We start from the raw sequence: 17,805 nt of genomic DNA, 5'->3' as shown, positions 1-17,805 counted from the left end.
TAATGGGCCAAACGCCCCTTGGCCTAGCGCTGTGAAGGGGTGGCCGAAGGCCAGACCCAGCCGCCGAAGGCGGCGCAGGGCCGAGCAGACCTGCGAGCCCCGCAACATAGCGCCGCAAGGCCTAGCCGCAGCGGAGGCCCCAAAAGAATATAAAAGCCTATCCTATTAAATGCCTCTTGCTGGCCCCCAGCCAGCCTAAATTTGTCTTCTTATGCCATTTAAGAAAAATAGTACCAACAAAATTAAAAACGACTTCGATAGCATTACGCTCAGTTTGGCCTCTCCAGATTTGATCTTGGAGCGCTCTTACGGCGAAGTCCTCAAGCCAGAAACTATCAACTACCGCTCGTATAAACCCGAGCGCGATGGCCTTTTCTGCGAACGTATCTTTGGCCCAGTCAAGGATTATGAATGTTTTTGTGGAAAATATAAACGCATCCGCTATAAGGGGATCGTTTGTGACCGCTGTGGAGTTGAAGTGACCGAAAAGAAGGTGCGCCGCGAACGTATGGGGCATATCCGCCTAGTGGTCCCTGTGGTACACATCTGGTACTTTAAGTCTTTGCCCAATAAAATTGGTTACCTACTCGGTTTCTCTTCTAAGAAACTAGAGTCTATTATTTACTATGAGCGCTATGTGGTGATCCAACCCGGTGCCGTAGCCGAAAGAGGAATTACAGGTAGTGAACAAAGAGATCTTCTTTCTGAAGAAGAGTATCTCGATATCCTAGAATCACTTCCTCGCGAAAATCAAATGTTGCCCGATGATGATCCCAATAAGTTCATCGCTAAAATGGGCGCAGAAGGGGTTCGCCACCTTCTTTCTCGTGTAGATCTAGAGAAATTATCTTATGATCTTCGCCATAAAGCCGCCACAGAAAACTCTCAGCAACGTAAATCAGAAGCGCTTAAGCGCCTGCGCGTGGTAGAGGCTTTCCGTGAGGGCCAAAAAAATATTGAAAACAAGCCGGAGTGGATGGTCATTGACTATCTGCCCGTTATTCCACCAGAACTCCGCCCCCTAGTGCCTCTAGATGGTGGTCGTTTTGCCTCTTCAGATCTCAATGACCTTTATCGTCGTGTGATCATTCGTAACAACCGCCTAAAGCGCCTCCTTGAAATTAAGGCGCCCGAGGTGATTCTCCGTAACGAAAAGCGGATGTTGCAAGAGGCTGTGGATTCTCTCTTTGATAACTCTCGTAAGTCTAATGCCGTTAAGGCAGAAGGTGGCCGCGCACTTAAGTCTTTGAGTGATGTACTCAAAGGTAAGCAAGGACGTTTCCGTCAGAACCTTTTGGGTAAGCGTGTAGATTACTCTGGTCGTTCGGTTATTGTGGTAGGACCTACCCTCAAATTGCATGAGTGTGGTTTGCCTAAAAATATGGCTGCCGAGCTCTTCAAGCCTTTTGTCATTCGCAAATTGATTGAGCGAGGTATCGTAAAAACGGTAAAATCAGCTAAGAAACTGGTAGACCGTAAAGATCCTATCATTTGGGATATTTTGGAGAATGTGCTCAAAGGGCATCCTGTTCTACTCAACCGGGCTCCTACACTTCACCGTTTGTCTATTCAGTCGTTTCAGCCTACCCTAATTGAAGGTAAGGCGATTCAGCTTCACCCTCTTGTTTGTTCGGCATTTAATGCGGATTTTGATGGTGACCAAATGGCGGTACACGTACCCTTGAGTAATCAAGCTATTTTGGAAGCCCAAATTTTGATGCTTTCTGCACACAATATGCTCAACCCTCAGAATGGCACGCCAATTACGCTACCTTCTCAGGATATGGTTTTGGGCCTCTATTATATTACTAAAGAACGTGCGCATATTCCAGAAAATCCCGTAAAAGGGGAGGGGCGCCGATTCTATTCTCCAGAAGAGGTGATCATTGCTTACAATGAAGGTCGTTTGGACCTACACGCAATTATTAAAGTTCGTGTTCCTGTAGAGGATGAAGAGGGTAACTTGGTTATCCGCCTTACAGAAACCACAACGGGGCGTGTACTCTTTAACCAAGTGCGTCCTAAGAGCTTGCCCTATATGGATGAGCTCCTCTCTAAGAAGAATCTTAAGCGTGTAATTGCGGGGATCTTGAAAAGAACCAACGTGCCTACAGCTGCCAAGTTCTTGGATGATATCAAGGATATGGGATTCTATTGGGCTTATCGTGGTGGTTTGTCTTTTAACCTTCCCGATTTGATCACGCCTACTGTTCGTGCCGAACGCCTAGATGCTGCTCATGGAGTAGTAGATGGCATTTGGGATAACTACAACATGGGATTGATCACCAATAACGAGCGCTATAACCAGATCATTGATGAATGGACCCAGGCGGATAACTACATCACCAACACTTTGATGAAGGAGATGGCAGAACACAAGCAAGGGTTTAACTCAGTATACATGATGCTTGATTCTGGAGCTCGTGGTTCTAAACAACAGATTAAGCAGCTTTGTGGTCTTCGTGGTCTAATGGCCAAGCCTCGTAAATCTGGTGATACTGGAGGGGCAATTATCGAAAACCCGATTCTTTCAAACTTCGTTGCGGGACTTTCGGTACTAGAGTACTTTATCTCTACCCACGGTGCTCGTAAAGGTTTGGCGGATACGGCCCTTAAAACGGCGGATGCTGGTTACTTGACTCGTCGTTTGGTAGATGTGGCCCAAGATGTAGTGGTTAATATCTATGACTGTGGAACACTTCGTGGGGTTGAGGTAACTGCTTTGATTGAAAATGATAAGATCGTTCAACCGCTCTCTGAGCGCATTGAAGGCCGCTTCCCGCTTTATGATATTTTCCACCCTGAAACAGAAGAGTTGATCGCTTCGGCTGAAGAAGTGATTACTCCTGAATTGGCTATAGAAATTGAAGAAGCAGAAGTAGAAACCGTAGAGGTTCGCTCGGTACTTACCTGTGAAGCTCGCCGAGGTTGCTGTGCTATGTGTTATGGTAAAAATACTGCCACTGGCCGTGCTTCTGAGCAAGGGGATGCCGTGGGTATTATTGCTGCCCAATCTATTGGTGAACCTGGTACTCAGCTCACACTGCGTACCTTCCACGTAGGGGGTGTGGCTTCATATACTGCAGAAGAATCTGAACTTCGCTCTAAATTTGATGGTCGTCTAGAGTTTGACTCTGTAACCACCGTTGAACTTCATGACAAGGAGAAAAATGAAAAACGCGATATCGTAATTTCTCGTACTGGTGAGCTTCGTATCATTGACGACAAAACGAACCGCGTACTTTCTACTGCCCACTTGATGTATGGTTCTTCTCTCTTTGTGCAGGATGGCCAAGAAATCAAGAAAGGAGATAAAATCTCTGAATGGGATGCCTATAACGCCTCAATTATTACCGAATTTGCCGGTACACTAGAATTTGAAAACATTGAGGAGGGCTTTACTTACCGCATTGAGCGTGACGAACAAACTGGTTTCGAGCAAAAGGTAGTTGTAGAGTCTAAGAATAAAAAACAAGTACCTACCATTAAGGTAGTAGACAACAAAGGAGAGGTGCTTCGTGCCTACTCTATTCCGGTGGGCGCTTACATTAGTGTAAATGACGAGCAGGAAGTGACCAAGGGTACAACCCTAGTGAAGATTCCTCGTACAATGGGTAAGATTCAGGATATTACCGGGGGTCTCCCTCGTGTAACAGAGCTTTTCGAGGCTCGTCGTCCTTCTAATCCTGCTGTTGTTGCCGAGATTGACGGTATTGTAAGCTATGGACGAATCAAGCGGGGTAACCGTGAGGTGATTGTAGAGGCCAAAGATGGGCAGAAACGTCGCTACCTCATTGGTCTATCTAAGCATATCCTTGTACAAGAAGGTGACTTTGTTCGTGCCGGTACTCAACTCTCTAATGGAGCTACTTCTCCACAAGATATTCTCTCTATTATGGGAACTGGAGCGGTACAGCAGTACGTGCTCAATGGTATTCAAGAGGTATATCGTGCGCAGGGGATTACGATTAACGACAAGCATATTGAGGTAATCGTTCGTCAAATGATGCGTAAGGTCCAAATTATGGATGCTGGAGATACTAAGTTCTTGGAAAAAGAGGCGGTCAATAAGTTTGACTTCCTAGAAGAGAATGACCGTATCTATGATAAGTTGTTGGTTGAAGATGCTGGAGAGTCTAGCAAGTATTTCGCGGGGCAGTTCATTACTGAGCGCCAATTGCGTGAAGAAAACTCGACGCTTCGTCGTGACGACAAGAAAATTATGTCGGCTCGTCCTTCTATTGCAGCTACGTCTAAACCTGTTTTGCAGGGGATTACTAAATCTTCTTTGGGTACGGATAGCTGGATTTCAGCTGCGTCTTTCCAAGAAACCACTAAGGTATTGAGCACGGCGGCTATTTCGGCTTCTAGTGATAACCTTAAGGGCTTGAAAGAGAACGTAATTGTAGGTAAACGCATTCCTGCGGGTACTGGTCTCCGTATCTATGATGATATGATTGTAAAAGAAAAGTAGGCAAGATTTTGACTACTTAAGGCCATATAGGGGTCCACTTCTTTGAGGAGTGGACCTTTTTTTTATGCGGTTGACAGGCGGCGAAGCCGCCGCAAAGGAGCGAAGCGACGCGGCTGAGGGATGGGCAGCAGGGCCGCCGAAGGCGGCAGACCCAAGGCTTTTGAAGCGAAGCGAAAAAGCCTGCAGGGCCGAGCGAACAGCGAGCTGCGAGACAGCCCGACCCGCCTGCAGGGCGGGGCAGCCCCCAAATAAAAACAGGAAGAACGACCTATCATCGCTCTTCCTGTATGGCATTAAACTAAAGTATTTGGCCCTAATAAATAGGCGGGAAGTCTGTGGGGCGAGCTTCGCGCATGAGGGCATAAATTTGCTCTATCACATCATCGGCAGAGGGTTTGATGCTATAATCGGCATCTGAGCCATAGCCTGGGCGCATGGCCTTAGCGCTAATAGTCAGGGGTTCAGAATCTAAGTGATAATAGGCTTTTTGCTCTACCATAAGTTGTTGCAACAAATAAGCAGAAGCGCCGCCGGGCAGATCTTCATCTAGAATGACCAGGCGATTAGTTTTCTTTACAGACTCGGCGACCAGATGGTTAATATCGAAAGGCAGTAAGGTTTGGGCATCGATTAACTCTACAGAAATGCCCATTTCTTTGAGCTCCTCCATGGCTTCTTGGGCAATGCGGACCGATGAGCCATAGGTGAGCAGCGTAACATCTTGGCCTGTTTCAAGGACCTCGGGGATACCCAAAGGCAGCTTAAATTCGGCCAAATTGCTTGGCATTTTCTCCTTGAGGCGGTAGCCATTAAGGCATTCGATCACTAGGCAGGGGTCATCGCTATTGAGCATTGTATTATAGAAACCTACGGCCTGCGTCATATTGCGTGGCGTAAGAATATAGATTCCTCTGAGGCTATTGAGCAAGAGGCCAATAGGCGAGCCCGAGTGCCAGATTCCCTCTAGGCGGTGGCCACGAGTACGGATAATGGCGGGGGCTTTTTGTTGGCCATTGGAGCGATATTGCAGGGTAGCCAAATCATCGGAAAGGGCCGAGATAGCATAAATGAGGTAATCGAGATATTGGATTTCGGCTAAGGGGCGAAGGCCGCGCATGGCCATACCGATCGCTTGGCCGATAATGGTCCACTCCCGGATCCCCGTATCAAAAACACGGGCTTCTCCATACTTCTCCTGCATATTCATGAAGCCCTGGTTTACATCGCCAATTTGGCCTACATCCTCGCCAAAAGCAAAGAATTGAGGATTATTTTGGAGCTGTAAATCAAAGCAGGCATTGAGGATTTCATAGCCACTTTTGAGCTCGGCATCCTCGGCATATTGAGCGGGAACGCCAGCTTGCTTGAGGGCTGATTTTGGTCCTTCACTATAGAGCTTAGAGGCATAGCGTTCGTTTTGCAGCGCCATTTTTTCCTCCAAAGCCTGAGCCAGGCTATTTTTTGCAGCAGATTGCTCGCCACGCATGAGGCGGAGCGCCTTGCGCATGGCCTGCAACATATCTTTTCGAACGGGATTATAGGCCGAGCCCAAAGCGGTCGCTAGGGCCTCTAGTTGGGCCTGTTGGGGAGAAGCAGCAGCGGCTTGGCGCAGTAGCTCTTGGGTATGCTTAAGCTCCTGTTGAATAGGATCATTAAAGTTGCTCCAAGCCTTGCGAATTGCAGCTTTCACTTCCTTTTTAATCTCCTTTCGAATTGCTTTGAGCTCCTCTGCTGTGGCTACACCCATCTCGATCAACCAAGCCTGTAGTTTCTCGATGCCATCCTGCTCTTTCTCCCAAATTAGGCGATCTTCATCTTTATAGCGCTCATGAGAGCCCGAAGTAGAGTGCCCCTGGGGCTGTGTACATTCTTCTACATGGATCAGGCAGGGGCTATGTGCCTGACGGCAAAGCGCAATCGCTTCGGCAAAAGCTTGGCGCATGCCCAAATAATCCCAGCCCTTTACTTTAATAATGCGTACGCCATTTTGGCCTTCTTCTGTGGGATGAAAGCCCTTGAGAGCCTCAGAAATGCTGCCTTTGGTCGTTTGGTACTCTCTAGGCACCGAAATACCATAGCCATCATCCCAAACAAAAACCGCTAAGGGGAGCTGCTGCACGCCAGCAGCATTTAGGGTCTCCCAAAAAACACCTTCAGAGGTAGAAGCATCGCCAATAGTACAAAAGCTAACCTCATTTCCATTGACCGAGAAATTATTGGCCAAATCGCCAATCTGATCGGCGCATTCGCGATATTTCTTAGAGGCCAAAGCCAAACCTAAGGCTCTAGCCATTTGGCCGCCTGTAGGCGAAATATCAGCACTAATATTTTTGAGTGTAGTATGATTGAGCCATTCTCCCTGCGCATTAATTAATGGAGAAGCAAAATGCGAGTTCATTTGTCGACCAGCAGAAAAAGGATCATTCTCCGGATCAGCATAGAGCTGCGCATAAAGCTGCTCTACCGTTGCTAAACCCGTAGCTAATACAAAGGTTTGGTCTCGGTAATAACCCGAACGAAAGTCTCCCTGCCGGAAAACTCGGGCCATGGCCAACTGGGCCAACTCCTTGCCAGCACCAAAAATACCAAATTTGGCCTTACCAGACAGCACTTCGCGGCGGCCATTAAGGCTGGCTTCGCGGCTCATGCAAGCCAGTCGGAAATCTTGCAAGGCCTCTTGCATGAACTCCTTGCTAGGGGGCGTTTTCAAATGAACTTCAGTCATATATAGTTGTCTATTTAATATGCTAAAATCAAGCAGCTAAATTTGATGAGTTTATCGCAATTTTCTGCTCGTTTTGTGACATCCTAAAGCCTTGAATAACTAAGCAATAGGACCGCTGTGTTAAGATGTTGTTTGGGCCTTAAAATACAAAAAAAAGGAGGCAGGCAGCTATTCCCCACAGTTTTTCGCTTATACAAACAAGAAGTTTAATAATGAGTTTACAAAAAAAAAGGCTTTGGCACGGCAGTTGGAAACCTAGAAACTAACGGCTATCCTACTTTTCTAAATCATTAACTAAACTTTTAGTTAGTCAAATTTCTAGAATTGCCAAAAAAAGCCTACTATTGTATTGATCATTCTGCTCATCTTAAATTAAAATCGAGAATTATATGAAAACCTTATTCGCTTGTCTCGCCTTTGTTGCTCTATTTGCTAGTAGTTCTTTTGCACAAAACATTGATTTCGAGACCAAAGAAGTTAATTATGGCAGCATCGAGAAAGGTGCTAATGGTGTCCGCTTATTCAAATTTACCAACTCTGGCGATGCGCCCTTGATTATTAGCAAGGCCAAAGGTAGCTGCGGCTGTACGGTGCCTACTTATCCCAAAGAGCCTATCATGCCCGGCGAAACTGCAGAGATTAAGGTCAAGTATGACACCAACCGCCAAGGTGCCTTTACCAAATATGTTACCTTGACCACCAACGCCAAAAATGAGAGTACTACTCGCCTAAAAATCTTTGGCGAAGTAAAGCGACAAGCTGCACCCACTCCCAAGAGCAAAGATAATATGTTCAACCGCTAGTCTTTAGCCAAACATGTCATTAATGAAGAAAGCCGCTATCTCTGATAGGGGCTTTTTTTATGCCTTTATTTAGAGGATTTGGGGCCCGCGGCCAGCAAAGCTGGCCGCCGCTATGCTGCGCCGCTCGCAGGTCTGCTCGGCCCTGCGTCGCTTTGCTCCTAGGTCTGGCCCTGCGGGCCACGGCTGCGCAGCGCTGGGCCGTTTTGGCCCTAGGGGCCAAGGCTGGCTAGGCCAGCCAATAGGACCCCAATAGACAAAAAAATGCGCTATACAGGCGATATAGCACATTTTTATTATTACTTATTTATACCAAAGGCCCTACCTTCCCAAAGGAGCATTACTAATGGCCAAGGTTTCGCCAGAAGCCTTTACTTTTATTTTAGCTTGGCTAATCTTGAGCTGCTCATTGGGTGCAAATTCATCTACTGGAATACTCCAGCTCTTTGCCTCAATAGAACCAGCATACTCCCCATTAGCATCAAAAATATCAATTTGGGCAGAAATAAGCTCCAATTGATCAGTTAAGGTTTGCTTGCTCCCTTTGTCTACCACCTCAATGCTCTTTTGAGCCAGATTGATCTTAAATTCAAGTTGTTCTGCAGTTTGGGCTTGTAGTGTCAACTGGACTACAAAAAAGAAAAAGATAATTTTGATGTACTGCATAATCGAAAAGTTTTATAGTGTGCCCCCCATTGGGCAAAGCTTATACCAAATTTAACAAAAATTTTTGAAGTGGAAAATCCTCTTTACCAAAGCTAAGTGACTAAAATTAAACTAACTATATTTTTAAGAAGCAGCAAAAAAATGCTACTTTTACGAGGTCCAGACAGAAAAATCAACTACCTACCTCAAATCGCAAGATCACAGTCGTCACTCCGTGATGACCCCACTCTCTAACGCTAGAAAGTAACCTAATCGTTTATAAATTAGGCCCTTTCTCAAAGTTTTGTATATGATTTTCAGACCCTTACTACTTGGTTTAGGCTTACTTTGTGCCGGAGCGCCACTCTCTGCCGAAGAGGGTGTAGCCCCTCTTTTGCCCTTAGAACTACAAGAGGAGGAGAATTTAAAAGCCCAAGCCTATATCCGTAGCTATTTAGCTATTGCCATTGAGGAAATGAACCGCAGTGGTATTCCTGCTAGTATTACTTTGGCGCAAGGGATGCTGGAATCTAACTATGGCCGCAGCGAACTCGCTCGCCAAGCCAATAATCACTTTGGAATTAAATGCGGTAAAGACTGGTCGGGCATTACTTACTATAAAAATACCCAAGAACAAACAGCCTACGGTACCCAAAGAACCGAAATGGCCTGTTTCCGTGCCTACGAATCTGTTGAGGACTCTTATAAGGACCATACCAACTTCCTTTATTCTCGCAAACCATACCGAACGCTTTTTGCCGCCAGAAATATGGATTACCGCTTTTGGGCCAAGGGCCTAAAAGAAGCCAATTATGCAACAGATGTCAATTATGCCAATAAATTAATTGAGGTAATTGAAAAATTTGACCTCGCCCAATATGATAGAGTCTCTACACAGTATCAACTTCCTTCTAATACCGAATTAAACGCCTACCGTGCTGACCCTAACCTAGATATGGACGAAGACCTGTCTGCCGTCCGAAATCGTGTAGAACGCCTAGAAAATAGCTTGCAACAAGCTTTGGCCCACCAAGTAGAACTACAGGTCCAACTAAAAGAAATGAACCGCCAAATTGGCCAAATGGCTAAGCGTGATGATCGCCTGAATGGTAAAATTAACTATGTAGGTACAGCCCTAGAAGAGCAAAAAGAGGTGATTGATGAGTTGCAGCTCGAATTGAATACGGTCAGTAGTATCCAACGCCAAATGCTTACCCTAGACCCCTTCCGCGATTATTTTGATCCTGAAACAGGTCTGAAAAAACAGCTGGTGATTTTCCCTACCCAACATCATAACCAAAAAGGGGTTTTCTACAAAAATAGCCGCCGAGCAACTACCTTACGCAAAGGTATGACTCTAGACGATATTGCTCAAGAACATCAATTGGAGCTCAAGAGCCTGCGCCGCTATAATGACCTCTCTATGGGGGAAGAGGATAATCTGCCCCCCAATTGCTATATCTATTTAGAAGCAAAGGGCAATATGGTGGAAGATGAAAAAGGACCCCATAAAGTAAATGAGGGCGAAAGCATGTATACCATTTCTCAGCTTTACGGAATTAAGTTGTCTAAACTGTATAAACGAAACCGCCTAGAAGAAGGAGAAGAACCCGCCGTGAATGAGTTTATTTTCCTGAATGAAACCTGCGATAATAAACCCGCCCTAAGAGGTGCCAATCCTTATCAAGTAGGAGAACGACAACCCAATGTAGACCTCTTTGGTGGAGGCGGAGCCAAAAAATAATTGGCCCAATAGCAAAAAAGCGCCTTTCTTCTTTTAGAAAGGCGCTTTTTTGCTCCATATAGGCGGCAAAGCCGCCAAATAAAAAGAGGCGCTAGCCTACCGCTTTGCAGGCTTTAGCCTGCATCGGCTGAGGGATAGAAAGTGGGGCGGCGAAGTCGCAGACCCAAGTTTTTGAGCGCAGCGAAAAAACTGCAGGGCCGAGCAGACCTGCGAGCCACGACATAGCCCGACCCGAGCGTAGCGAGCGGGCAGCCCCAAACTAAAATTAGTGACGCAAATCAAAGTCTTCTACCAATTGGGTGAAGACAAACAGCTCTTCATAATAGGCCGAAATTAACTCAAAATCGACATTGGTGCTAAACAGATGCGCATCTAGTAGTTCATAGGGCTCGGCCACGGCCAAATAAAAATGACTGCCCATAAAAGAGGCATAAATCTCTTGGCCAGAACGCTCATGATAGCTATTGAGGGTGTTGAGCAGCTCGGGCGTCAAAATGTCCTCATACTTCATCTTTCGATCAATATAGACCAGAAAATCCTCATCAAAACGAGGATTGCCCGTATCCTTGAGCTCATAGCCGCCATAACGAGTAAGCCGCTTGAAGGTCCGAATGAATTTTTGGGCCTGCACCCTCGGAATAATGACCATCTGCCCCTCTGCCCGAAAGTTGAATTTGGTGTGAAAAAAGACCCCATTGAGCCAGGTTTCTAGACGATCCGTCACATCTGAAGTGTGCATCACTTTGAGCTCGCACATCTCAAAATAAACCTCCCCAATTTTGCCCATAATATAATCCTCGCCACTATAAATATGAGGATTGAAAGGGAAGATATGCGCCCGATTAAAACTATCCTTGGGAATAAAATCCTTATGATAGTAGCGCAAACGAGGGTCTATAAATTGCAAAATAGACTGCACCACCAAGGGCTTAAAACGAGCCTTGAAGCGCTCTATCCAACGCAGAAAAAAGTTGTAAATAAACCAATAGGGCAAAATGAGTAGGAAAATAATGGGAAAAAGCTCAAAGGCCAAAACCGCCAAAACCAAGCCCAAAGCAAGCAATATCGCCAGCCCAATACTAATGATGAGGGCCCAGCGCTGCCGCTCAAATGCTTGCAAATCAGTATGCAGATGATTGTTGTAGTAACGGCGAAATTCTTTGAGCTCTTGCATTGGTTTGGCGAGTAGAAGGCTTGTCTGAATCAGTCAAAAATAAGTATCTTCCCCCTTTTATTTTGATATTCCGCTCTATTTTATGCAAAATCTATCTAAAGCTTGGGCGCTTCCTCCTGCTCCTCTTTGGCCTCTATTTGTTCTCTTTGCTGCGCTAAAATGGGCAGCAATTGGGTCCAGAATTTTTGCAAATTTTCCGAAAGCGCTACCTCTTCAGACAAACCAACTTTGGCCAAAATATCTAGCAAAGACTGAATGCGGGCCTCGGTGGTGTAAAATTTATTCATCACAATTTGCCGCTGCTGCTTAACCAGGCAATAGCCCGACTGAAACTGGCCCTTTTCATAGCGAATCCGATAATCCGCCGCCTTGAGCAGCTCTTCCAATTTTTTTAAGGTGGTTTTGTTGTATTTCACGCTTCTGTTTTTCTAATGATTTTTTTTAGGGGCCTCCTGCCTTCGGCAGGCGCTACGTTTACTCCCGTTGGTCGTCGAACTGCGGACTGAAGTCCTTGTTGTCGCAGCTCGCTGCTGTTTAGGGGCCTCCTGCCTTCGGCAGGCGCTACGTTTCGCAGCTCGCAGGTCTGCTCGGCCCTTCGGCGGCTTTGCCGCCTCGGTCTGGCCCTGCGGGCCACTGCTGCACATCGCTAGGCCGGCTCGACAAAGCTGCGGCTAAGGCCGCAGTTAGCTAGGAGGTGGAGCAGGGTAGAGGGCTTCAAATTTAGCTTCTAATTGAGGGAGTTCGGCTTTCATTTTGGCCTCCGCGGCTTTTAGGTCTAGGCCACGGAGCTGGCTGCTATCGCCTTCTTCCAAAATTTGGATAAAGCCCTGGGCATAGCGATTGACATCATCTACTGGACCACGGTCATTAAAGCGCTCCATCATGAAAATGGCCGAATTGAGGGCGGCATGTAAATAATAATAGGCCTTGGCCATATCGGGTTGGAATCCCTGGCCCTGGCCGGCAGGCAATTGGGCAAAACGACTAGGAGCTGTTTTATGAAGTAGCATAAGACGAGTAAAAGCCAGCGGGTTGAGGTAATTTTCGGCCACTTTTTCCATAATAGCAAGTCCTTGCTCAAAAGAATCTTGCTGAAAATATTTTTGGCCCAAAAAATAAAGGGCAAAACTAGCCTCTAGCTCCTGAATGCCGGGCCGCTCTAAGCGGTTTTTAATGCCTGGAATATCCGTTTCGTCTAGTTCTTGGCAAAGCAAAAGCAGATCGGGGTTTTGCTCTAGGGGCAACTGCAAATGATTCTGCTGATTGTCTAGCAATTCGGCTACCGTATAGCTTTTGGCCAATTGGTCTGAGCAACTAAAAAGGCCCAAAGAAAAAAAGACAAGAAGAAAAAAAGCATAATGATTCATAGATAAAGGTTTTGGCAAAAAACGCAATTTTAGGTCCAGAAGGCGGGCGCAGCCCGCCTGGCCACAACAAGCCCTTTAGGGCGCAGTTCGACGACTGAAGGGAGTAACCGATGTGCAGCAGTGGCCGCAAGCCAGACCCAGCAAAAAACTTGTTTTTTTGCGCAGGGCCGAGCGGACAGCGAGCTGCGAAACGTAGCGCCGACGAGCGCAGCGAGGCGACAACAAGGCTGCAAGCCGCAGTTCGACGACTGAAAGGAGTAACGCCCCAAAATAAGAAAAGAAAAAAACATACGCATAAAGTTGTTTTTGTAAATCTGTAGTTATATCTTTAGTGTAAACAACTTTGTATTTAAAGACAAGATATATGCAGCGACCATTTCCGGCGGGGACCGCTATGAGCAAGCTTTGCATAAAGGCCTACGCTTTGGCTGATTATGATGAGAGCAGTTATATTGGGCAAATTTATTTGTCGATCAATCCATCTAGTTTTGATATTTCTTATAAGGTAAAGAGCACGGAAGAGCTTTCTACGGCAGCTTCTTCGGCAGATGGGAAGGCCGAGGCGGCCAAGGAAGCTGTGGGGAATAGTCCGGAGTATATGATTCCGGAGATTAAGTTTTCGAATATTTTGGTAGATGCTACGGGGGCTTATCATCAGGGGAGTCAGCAGGACAAGGTGCTTTTGCAGAACAAGGACAACAAGCCCTCGGTGGCGCCATATATTAAGGCCTTAAAAGCTTTGATTTATGATTATCATGACTGGGCCAATGGGCCGGCCTACTTAAAATTGGAGTGGGGGGAGATTTTGCCCAGCAATGATTCTCGGCAGGATGCCAGTGCGCACACCTTCAACTGTATTATTTCGTCTATGGACATCAATTATTCTTTATTTTCCTTTGAGGGTTTGCCTATTCGGGCCGAGTTGAGTTTATCATTTTGGGGGCGTTCTCCATTTCGGCAGCAGCAAAACTGGGATCAGTCGGCGGTGCGGCAAGAATTGGTCAAATATGAGTATCACGACATTCAGCAGGGGGATAATTTGGGCAAGATTTCGATGCGTTATTTTGGGAGTTTGGCGTTTTATTTATTGTTGGCGCAGTACAATGGTTTGAGTAGTTTGTATGAGTTGCCGGTGGGGCGGCGTTTGCTTATTCCGCCCAAGCGGGTTTTATTAAACTGGGCCAAATCGAGGCGACAAAAGCGGCGGCTGGGGCGCAAGCTACGCAAAACGGCCAGAGAGGCGGCCAAGGAGCGTTTGCGTCGGGAGATGGCGGCGGCCATGCGTCGGGTCAATCGGCGGATACTTTAGAAAATAGCTCGGAGTTGCATTCTACCGAGGTGGACCATTTTGGCTTCGCCTGTTTTTCGGCCTTCATAGCTAATAGAAAGTTGTAAAAACTTGCTTAGGGCTTGTTGGAGTTCTAGGGTCCATAAAAAATTACTTCCCGTTTGCAGGCCTTCTGTCAGGGCAAATTGGCTAGGGCTATTTTCTTCGCCCTCATATTGGAGCTCGACCCAACTGAGTTTCAGGCGGATATTTCTGCGTTTTCCTTTGCTGCTAAACCATTTGCCTTCTAGGCCCAGCTCTTGGAGCTGGGCCTTTTCTATGTCTAGGCGGTTTTCGCTATTCTTTTGGCGATAATAGAGGCTCAGGCGGAGATCGCTACCTTTTAGGTAGCTCAATTTTGGGGTAACTTCCCAAGAATCGAGTAAATAATTGCGTTGGCTATAAAAATCGGAGCGATTTTCATTTTGGGCCAGCTGGGAGGCTGTTTCTAGGCGGATAAAAGGCTTAATTTGCCACCAGCTTGAAAAGCTATAGCTGGTTTTTCGTTGGCTATCGAAACCAAGATTTAGGAAGCGTTTGCTTCGGCTATCGCTTTGTTGTAAGATGAGGCGAAACTTGCGTCCTCTTCGGTCCCAATAGAGGGCATTACTCATATTGGAAGAGATCGAGAGTAGGCTACTATCGGCAATATCGAGTTCAAAGGGATTGAAGGCGGCCAGTTCTTCTTGGGCCAGGGTTTTGCGTTCCATCTTATAAATAGAGCGGCTAGATAGTTTTTTGAGCCAGCTTTTGGGGCCTGTTTTGGCCGCCCGCCAAAGGCGGGCGGGGTCAATATCTATACTTTGGTTAAAGGCCAATTGGTTGGCGCGGACAAACTCGCCAGTGAGCACACGCAATTGAATAAAATTAGCTTGATCTTGAAAGGGGGCTTGTTCAAATTCGTCTTGTTCTTGGATACTATTTTCGTTGCGGTCGATCCAAATATGTGTACCTTGTCCAATATCTACTTCTAAATAATTGTAGGCATATTTTTGCTCTTGGCCGGCCCCTAGTTCATAAATCGTTTGCCATTTAACTAGGCCTTTTTTCCATTGGGCATCATAGGCAATGCGGCCCAAATAAGTATTTTTGGGGTCTTGGCTGCTCAGGCTGCTATCTAAGACCATCAACTGCCGATAATTGAGGTTGAAGCTGAGGTTTTGCTTGGGCCCCAACTGCCAATGGCCCTGTAGTTGGGCCTCTTTGGCTAAGGTTACATCCAGTAGGTTTTCTCCCAAAGGCAGGCGGTCTAGCCGCTGACTAGCAGAAAGCTTAAGCGAGAACTGCTCTGTAGTAGGGAGTTCGGCACTAAAGCGGTAGAGCTGATACTGAAAACTACTGGCCGCTAAGCTGTCTCCATCAATTTGTTGTTGTTTATTTTCCTCTTCATAGTAAGCCGAAATGCGCAAGCCTTTTTGGAAGCGGTAGGCCAACTGCAGGCGAGGGCGCCAAAACTGGCTATTGGATTGAGAGAGGTAACTGCCTTGGCCAGTCAGCTCCCAGCCCTTATGCTGAAGCTGTAGGCTTGCGCTCTGTTGCCAGTTTTGGCTACTATCTCTAAGCAGGCCACTAAGCCTATAGCTAATACGTCCTAGTCCCTGCTGTTGGGCATTTAGGTCCAGCCAAAAGAGTTGTTCTTGGCTGCTGCTGCTATCTAGTCCCCAATCTCGACTAAACTCCCGATTCCGATAGGGCTCTATCGTTTTAAAATTAGCGCTTAGCTGTTCGTAATGGGCGTTGATGCCTAGGCTCCTGCGGAGCGTATCCACGCCCTGGCTATCTATTTTTAACCGATAGCCCAAACTCAATTCTTGCTGATAGCTTAGCCGCAAAGCCAAGCCCTGATTATCTTCATTGTCTATATTAGAAAAGCGGTTGAGGTCTTCTTGACTAATCGCTAGATTGGCCATTAATTGCCCAGTTTTCCCAATATTATAATAGCTACTAATTTCTGATAGCTGCTTCTTCTCTGGCGCTTTGAGTAGCCTGAGGGGCGCATATTGTCCGCGGCTCTGCCCCGTGATGGGATCAGGAGCAATCCAAATATATACGCTCCCATTAATTTGTCCCTCTTCCCGAATATAATCGCCGCCCTGGCTCACTGCTCGAAAGCTAACCGAATAGAAACTACTATCACTACTATTGCTGCTAGCATAGACCAAAACTGAATCATAGCTGATCCCATGGACAACTGTATCTATGAGCTGGTAAGCGACCAAGCCCGATAATCCATCTGCTTCATTAATGCTTTGGCCGCCCCATATTTGGGCCGTTTGATCCCCGGCTCGACTCAAGCTGGCTTGGGCCGAATCACTTAGGGGATTGGTCGGTTGGTTTTTGGCATCCTGCTCTTGATAGTGAAAAAAGCGCAGCCCCCACTTTTTATCTTCATAATGGCCATTAATGGCAGAAATACTGCGGAGGTACTCCAAATCCGAATAGCTAAATTCGACCTGTATGCGCTTATCTTTTGTAATCAGGATCTTATTGGTAAATTGGATTTCACCCAAATTATAATCAATCGTATAATCTTGATCGGAGCCCCTTTCTAGTTGCTGCCCATCAATAAATACGCGCTCACTTCCCGCCAGAATAATCAGTAATTGCTCGCCATCATTGCCCTCTAAACGATAGGGACCTTGGTTGCCCTCTTGGCCCATAAAACTATTGCGGGCAAAGGTTCCTCTAGAAATGGCAAAGCTCCCTTGTCCCCCCCATTTTGCCCCAGATTTTAGTTGGCCCGAACTGCCAATTTGCCCCCCCTGCAAGCGCTTGTAATGATTGAGGAAGTAGCTGTTTTTGGGCCGCTCTAAATCATAATCCCCAGCCAAAAGATAATGCTTATCTACCTTGAATTGGATGAATACCCGATCAAAATCTTGCAGCTCTTGGCTATTGCCCTCAGCTTGGACCGGAATATTATTATCTGATAAAGCACCCGTAATCTCTACGCCCCCAACTTCTCCCGCCAATTGTAGATTGAAGCTAGAATTAAGGATGAGGTCTTGCTGATTCCCCAAGGAAATCCCCCTCGCAAAGCTGCCATTATAATCCAAGCCCTTCAGATCGCCTTCTTTGTCCCCCTGCCGCTGTACCTGATAGCCATAGGATTGGCCCAAAACGATATCTTCCCCCAACTGCATTTTAGGCTGCAATAATCGCCGATCTTTTTTTTGCCGCTTTCTATGAATGGGCAAGGGCAAGCGCTTATAGCTCAAACACAGACTGTCTTGCTGCAATAATGCTCCCTTAGGGAAAAAATAACTGCCCTGCAGCCGATATAAACTATCCGCCAAAGGCTGCCCCCGCCAATGCAAACTGCCCGGCAAGACCCATAAACTATCAAGCAGTATACTATCCGCCAAGACATAACAATCCGACTGCCGCAACTGCTGCTGTTGCAAACTGTCTAGCTGGGGCAATGTCTGCGCCCCAAGCTGCCCAAAAAAGAAAAGACCAGAGAAGAAAAGCAGTAAGCGCAAAAGTATGGCGTTTTGGTGTTCTTTAAGATAACGCTAAACTACTGCTTTTGGCTGGTGGGGCTGAGCA

Annotated in this window: 10 protein-coding genes; 4 read left to right on the top strand and 6 right to left on the bottom strand. The window is 46.6% G+C overall.

The genetic code is table 11. The features are described 5' to 3' along the window. Nucleotides 1–211 precede the first annotated feature (211 nt). Nucleotides 212–4,474, top strand: a complete 4,263-nt coding sequence (gene rpoC / locus SAPGRDRAFT_RS07240; RefSeq protein ID WP_002658377.1) for a DNA-directed RNA polymerase subunit beta' — start codon at nt 212–214, stop codon at nt 4,472–4,474. 313 nt (nt 4,475–4,787) lie between these two features. On the opposite strand, the gene SAPGRDRAFT_RS07235 is transcribed toward rpoC, so the two are convergent. Next, entirely contained in the window at nt 4,788–7,199 is a 2,412-nt protein-coding gene (locus SAPGRDRAFT_RS07235) for an alpha-ketoacid dehydrogenase subunit alpha/beta (RefSeq protein ID WP_002658376.1), read from the bottom strand. Nucleotides 7,200–7,588: 389 nt separating this feature from the next. On the opposite strand from SAPGRDRAFT_RS07235, the gene SAPGRDRAFT_RS07230 reads away from it, so the two are divergent. Next, nucleotides 7,589–8,002, top strand: coding sequence for a DUF1573 domain-containing protein (locus tag SAPGRDRAFT_RS07230; protein WP_002658374.1), 414 nt, complete (start codon nt 7,589–7,591; stop codon nt 8,000–8,002). A gap of 318 nt (nt 8,003–8,320) precedes the next feature. Here the strand turns inward: SAPGRDRAFT_RS07230 and SAPGRDRAFT_RS07220 are convergent, their stop codons facing one another. Further along, nucleotides 8,321–8,665, bottom strand: coding sequence for a hypothetical protein (locus tag SAPGRDRAFT_RS07220; RefSeq protein ID WP_002658372.1), 345 nt, complete (start codon nt 8,663–8,665; stop codon nt 8,321–8,323). Nucleotides 8,666–8,954: 289 nt separating this feature from the next. On the opposite strand from SAPGRDRAFT_RS07220, the gene SAPGRDRAFT_RS07215 reads away from it, so the two are divergent. Further along, a complete protein-coding gene (locus tag SAPGRDRAFT_RS07215; RefSeq protein WP_002658371.1) occupies nt 8,955–10,388 on the top strand; it encodes a glucosaminidase domain-containing protein in 1,434 nt (477 codons plus the stop codon). Between the two features lie 265 nt (nt 10,389–10,653). Here SAPGRDRAFT_RS07215 and SAPGRDRAFT_RS07210 read toward each other — a convergent pair whose 3' ends face one another. The 3 genes from SAPGRDRAFT_RS07210 to SAPGRDRAFT_RS07200 all read right to left on the bottom strand — a co-directional run bounded on the left by SAPGRDRAFT_RS07210 (nt 10,654) and on the right by SAPGRDRAFT_RS07200 (nt 12,929). Beyond that, nucleotides 10,654–11,562, bottom strand: a complete 909-nt coding sequence (locus SAPGRDRAFT_RS07210; protein WP_002658370.1) for a DUF3137 domain-containing protein — start codon at nt 11,560–11,562, stop codon at nt 10,654–10,656. A gap of 95 nt (nt 11,563–11,657) precedes the next feature. Then, nucleotides 11,658–11,978 (bottom strand): hypothetical protein, encoded by a 321-nt coding sequence (locus SAPGRDRAFT_RS07205; RefSeq protein ID WP_002658368.1) that lies wholly within the window; start codon nt 11,976–11,978, stop codon nt 11,658–11,660. Between the two features lie 267 nt (nt 11,979–12,245). Further along, a complete protein-coding gene (locus tag SAPGRDRAFT_RS07200) occupies nt 12,246–12,929 on the bottom strand; it encodes a hypothetical protein (protein WP_002658366.1) in 684 nt (227 codons plus the stop codon). 364 nt (nt 12,930–13,293) lie between these two features. Here SAPGRDRAFT_RS07200 and SAPGRDRAFT_RS07195 point away from each other — a divergent pair, with 364 nt between their 5' ends. Beyond that, entirely contained in the window at nt 13,294–14,238 is a 945-nt protein-coding gene (locus tag SAPGRDRAFT_RS07195) for a CIS tube protein (protein ID WP_002658361.1), read from the top strand. On the opposite strand, the gene SAPGRDRAFT_RS07190 is transcribed toward SAPGRDRAFT_RS07195, so the two are convergent. After that, nucleotides 14,235–17,738 carry a hypothetical protein gene (locus SAPGRDRAFT_RS07190; protein ID WP_002658360.1) on the bottom strand — a complete coding sequence of 1,168 codons (3,504 nt, stop codon included), beginning with the start codon at nt 17,736–17,738 and terminating at the stop codon, nt 14,235–14,237. The genes SAPGRDRAFT_RS07195 and SAPGRDRAFT_RS07190 overlap by 4 nt on opposite strands. Nucleotides 17,739–17,805 lie beyond the last annotated feature (67 nt).

Origin of the sequence: Saprospira grandis DSM 2844 (assembly GCF_000275825.1) — a bacterium.
In the GTDB taxonomy this organism is placed as follows: Bacteria; Bacteroidota; Bacteroidia; order Chitinophagales; family Saprospiraceae; genus Saprospira; species Saprospira grandis_A.
The sequence above is the reverse complement of the archived record's forward strand: the minus strand, read 5'-3'. Positions and strand labels throughout refer to the sequence as shown.

Excerpts from the sequence above, each read along its gene's own strand:
- SAPGRDRAFT_RS07235 (WP_002658376.1), bottom strand. The coding sequence starts at position 7,199 with ATGACTGAAGTTCATTTGAAAACGCCCCCTAGCAAGGAGTTCATGCAA.
- SAPGRDRAFT_RS07220 (WP_002658372.1), bottom strand. The coding sequence starts at position 8,665 with ATGCAGTACATCAAAATTATCTTTTTCTTTTTTGTAGTCCAGTTGACA.
- SAPGRDRAFT_RS07215 (WP_002658371.1), top strand. The coding sequence starts at position 8,955 with ATGATTTTCAGACCCTTACTACTTGGTTTAGGCTTACTTTGTGCCGGA.
- SAPGRDRAFT_RS07195 (WP_002658361.1), top strand. The coding sequence starts at position 13,294 with ATGCAGCGACCATTTCCGGCGGGGACCGCTATGAGCAAGCTTTGCATA.
- SAPGRDRAFT_RS07200 (WP_002658366.1), bottom strand. The coding sequence starts at position 12,929 with ATGAATCATTATGCTTTTTTTCTTCTTGTCTTTTTTTCTTTGGGCCTT.
- SAPGRDRAFT_RS07230 (WP_002658374.1), top strand. The coding sequence starts at position 7,589 with ATGAAAACCTTATTCGCTTGTCTCGCCTTTGTTGCTCTATTTGCTAGT.
- rpoC (WP_002658377.1), top strand. The coding sequence starts at position 212 with ATGCCATTTAAGAAAAATAGTACCAACAAAATTAAAAACGACTTCGAT.
- SAPGRDRAFT_RS07210 (WP_002658370.1), bottom strand. The coding sequence starts at position 11,562 with ATGCAAGAGCTCAAAGAATTTCGCCGTTACTACAACAATCATCTGCAT.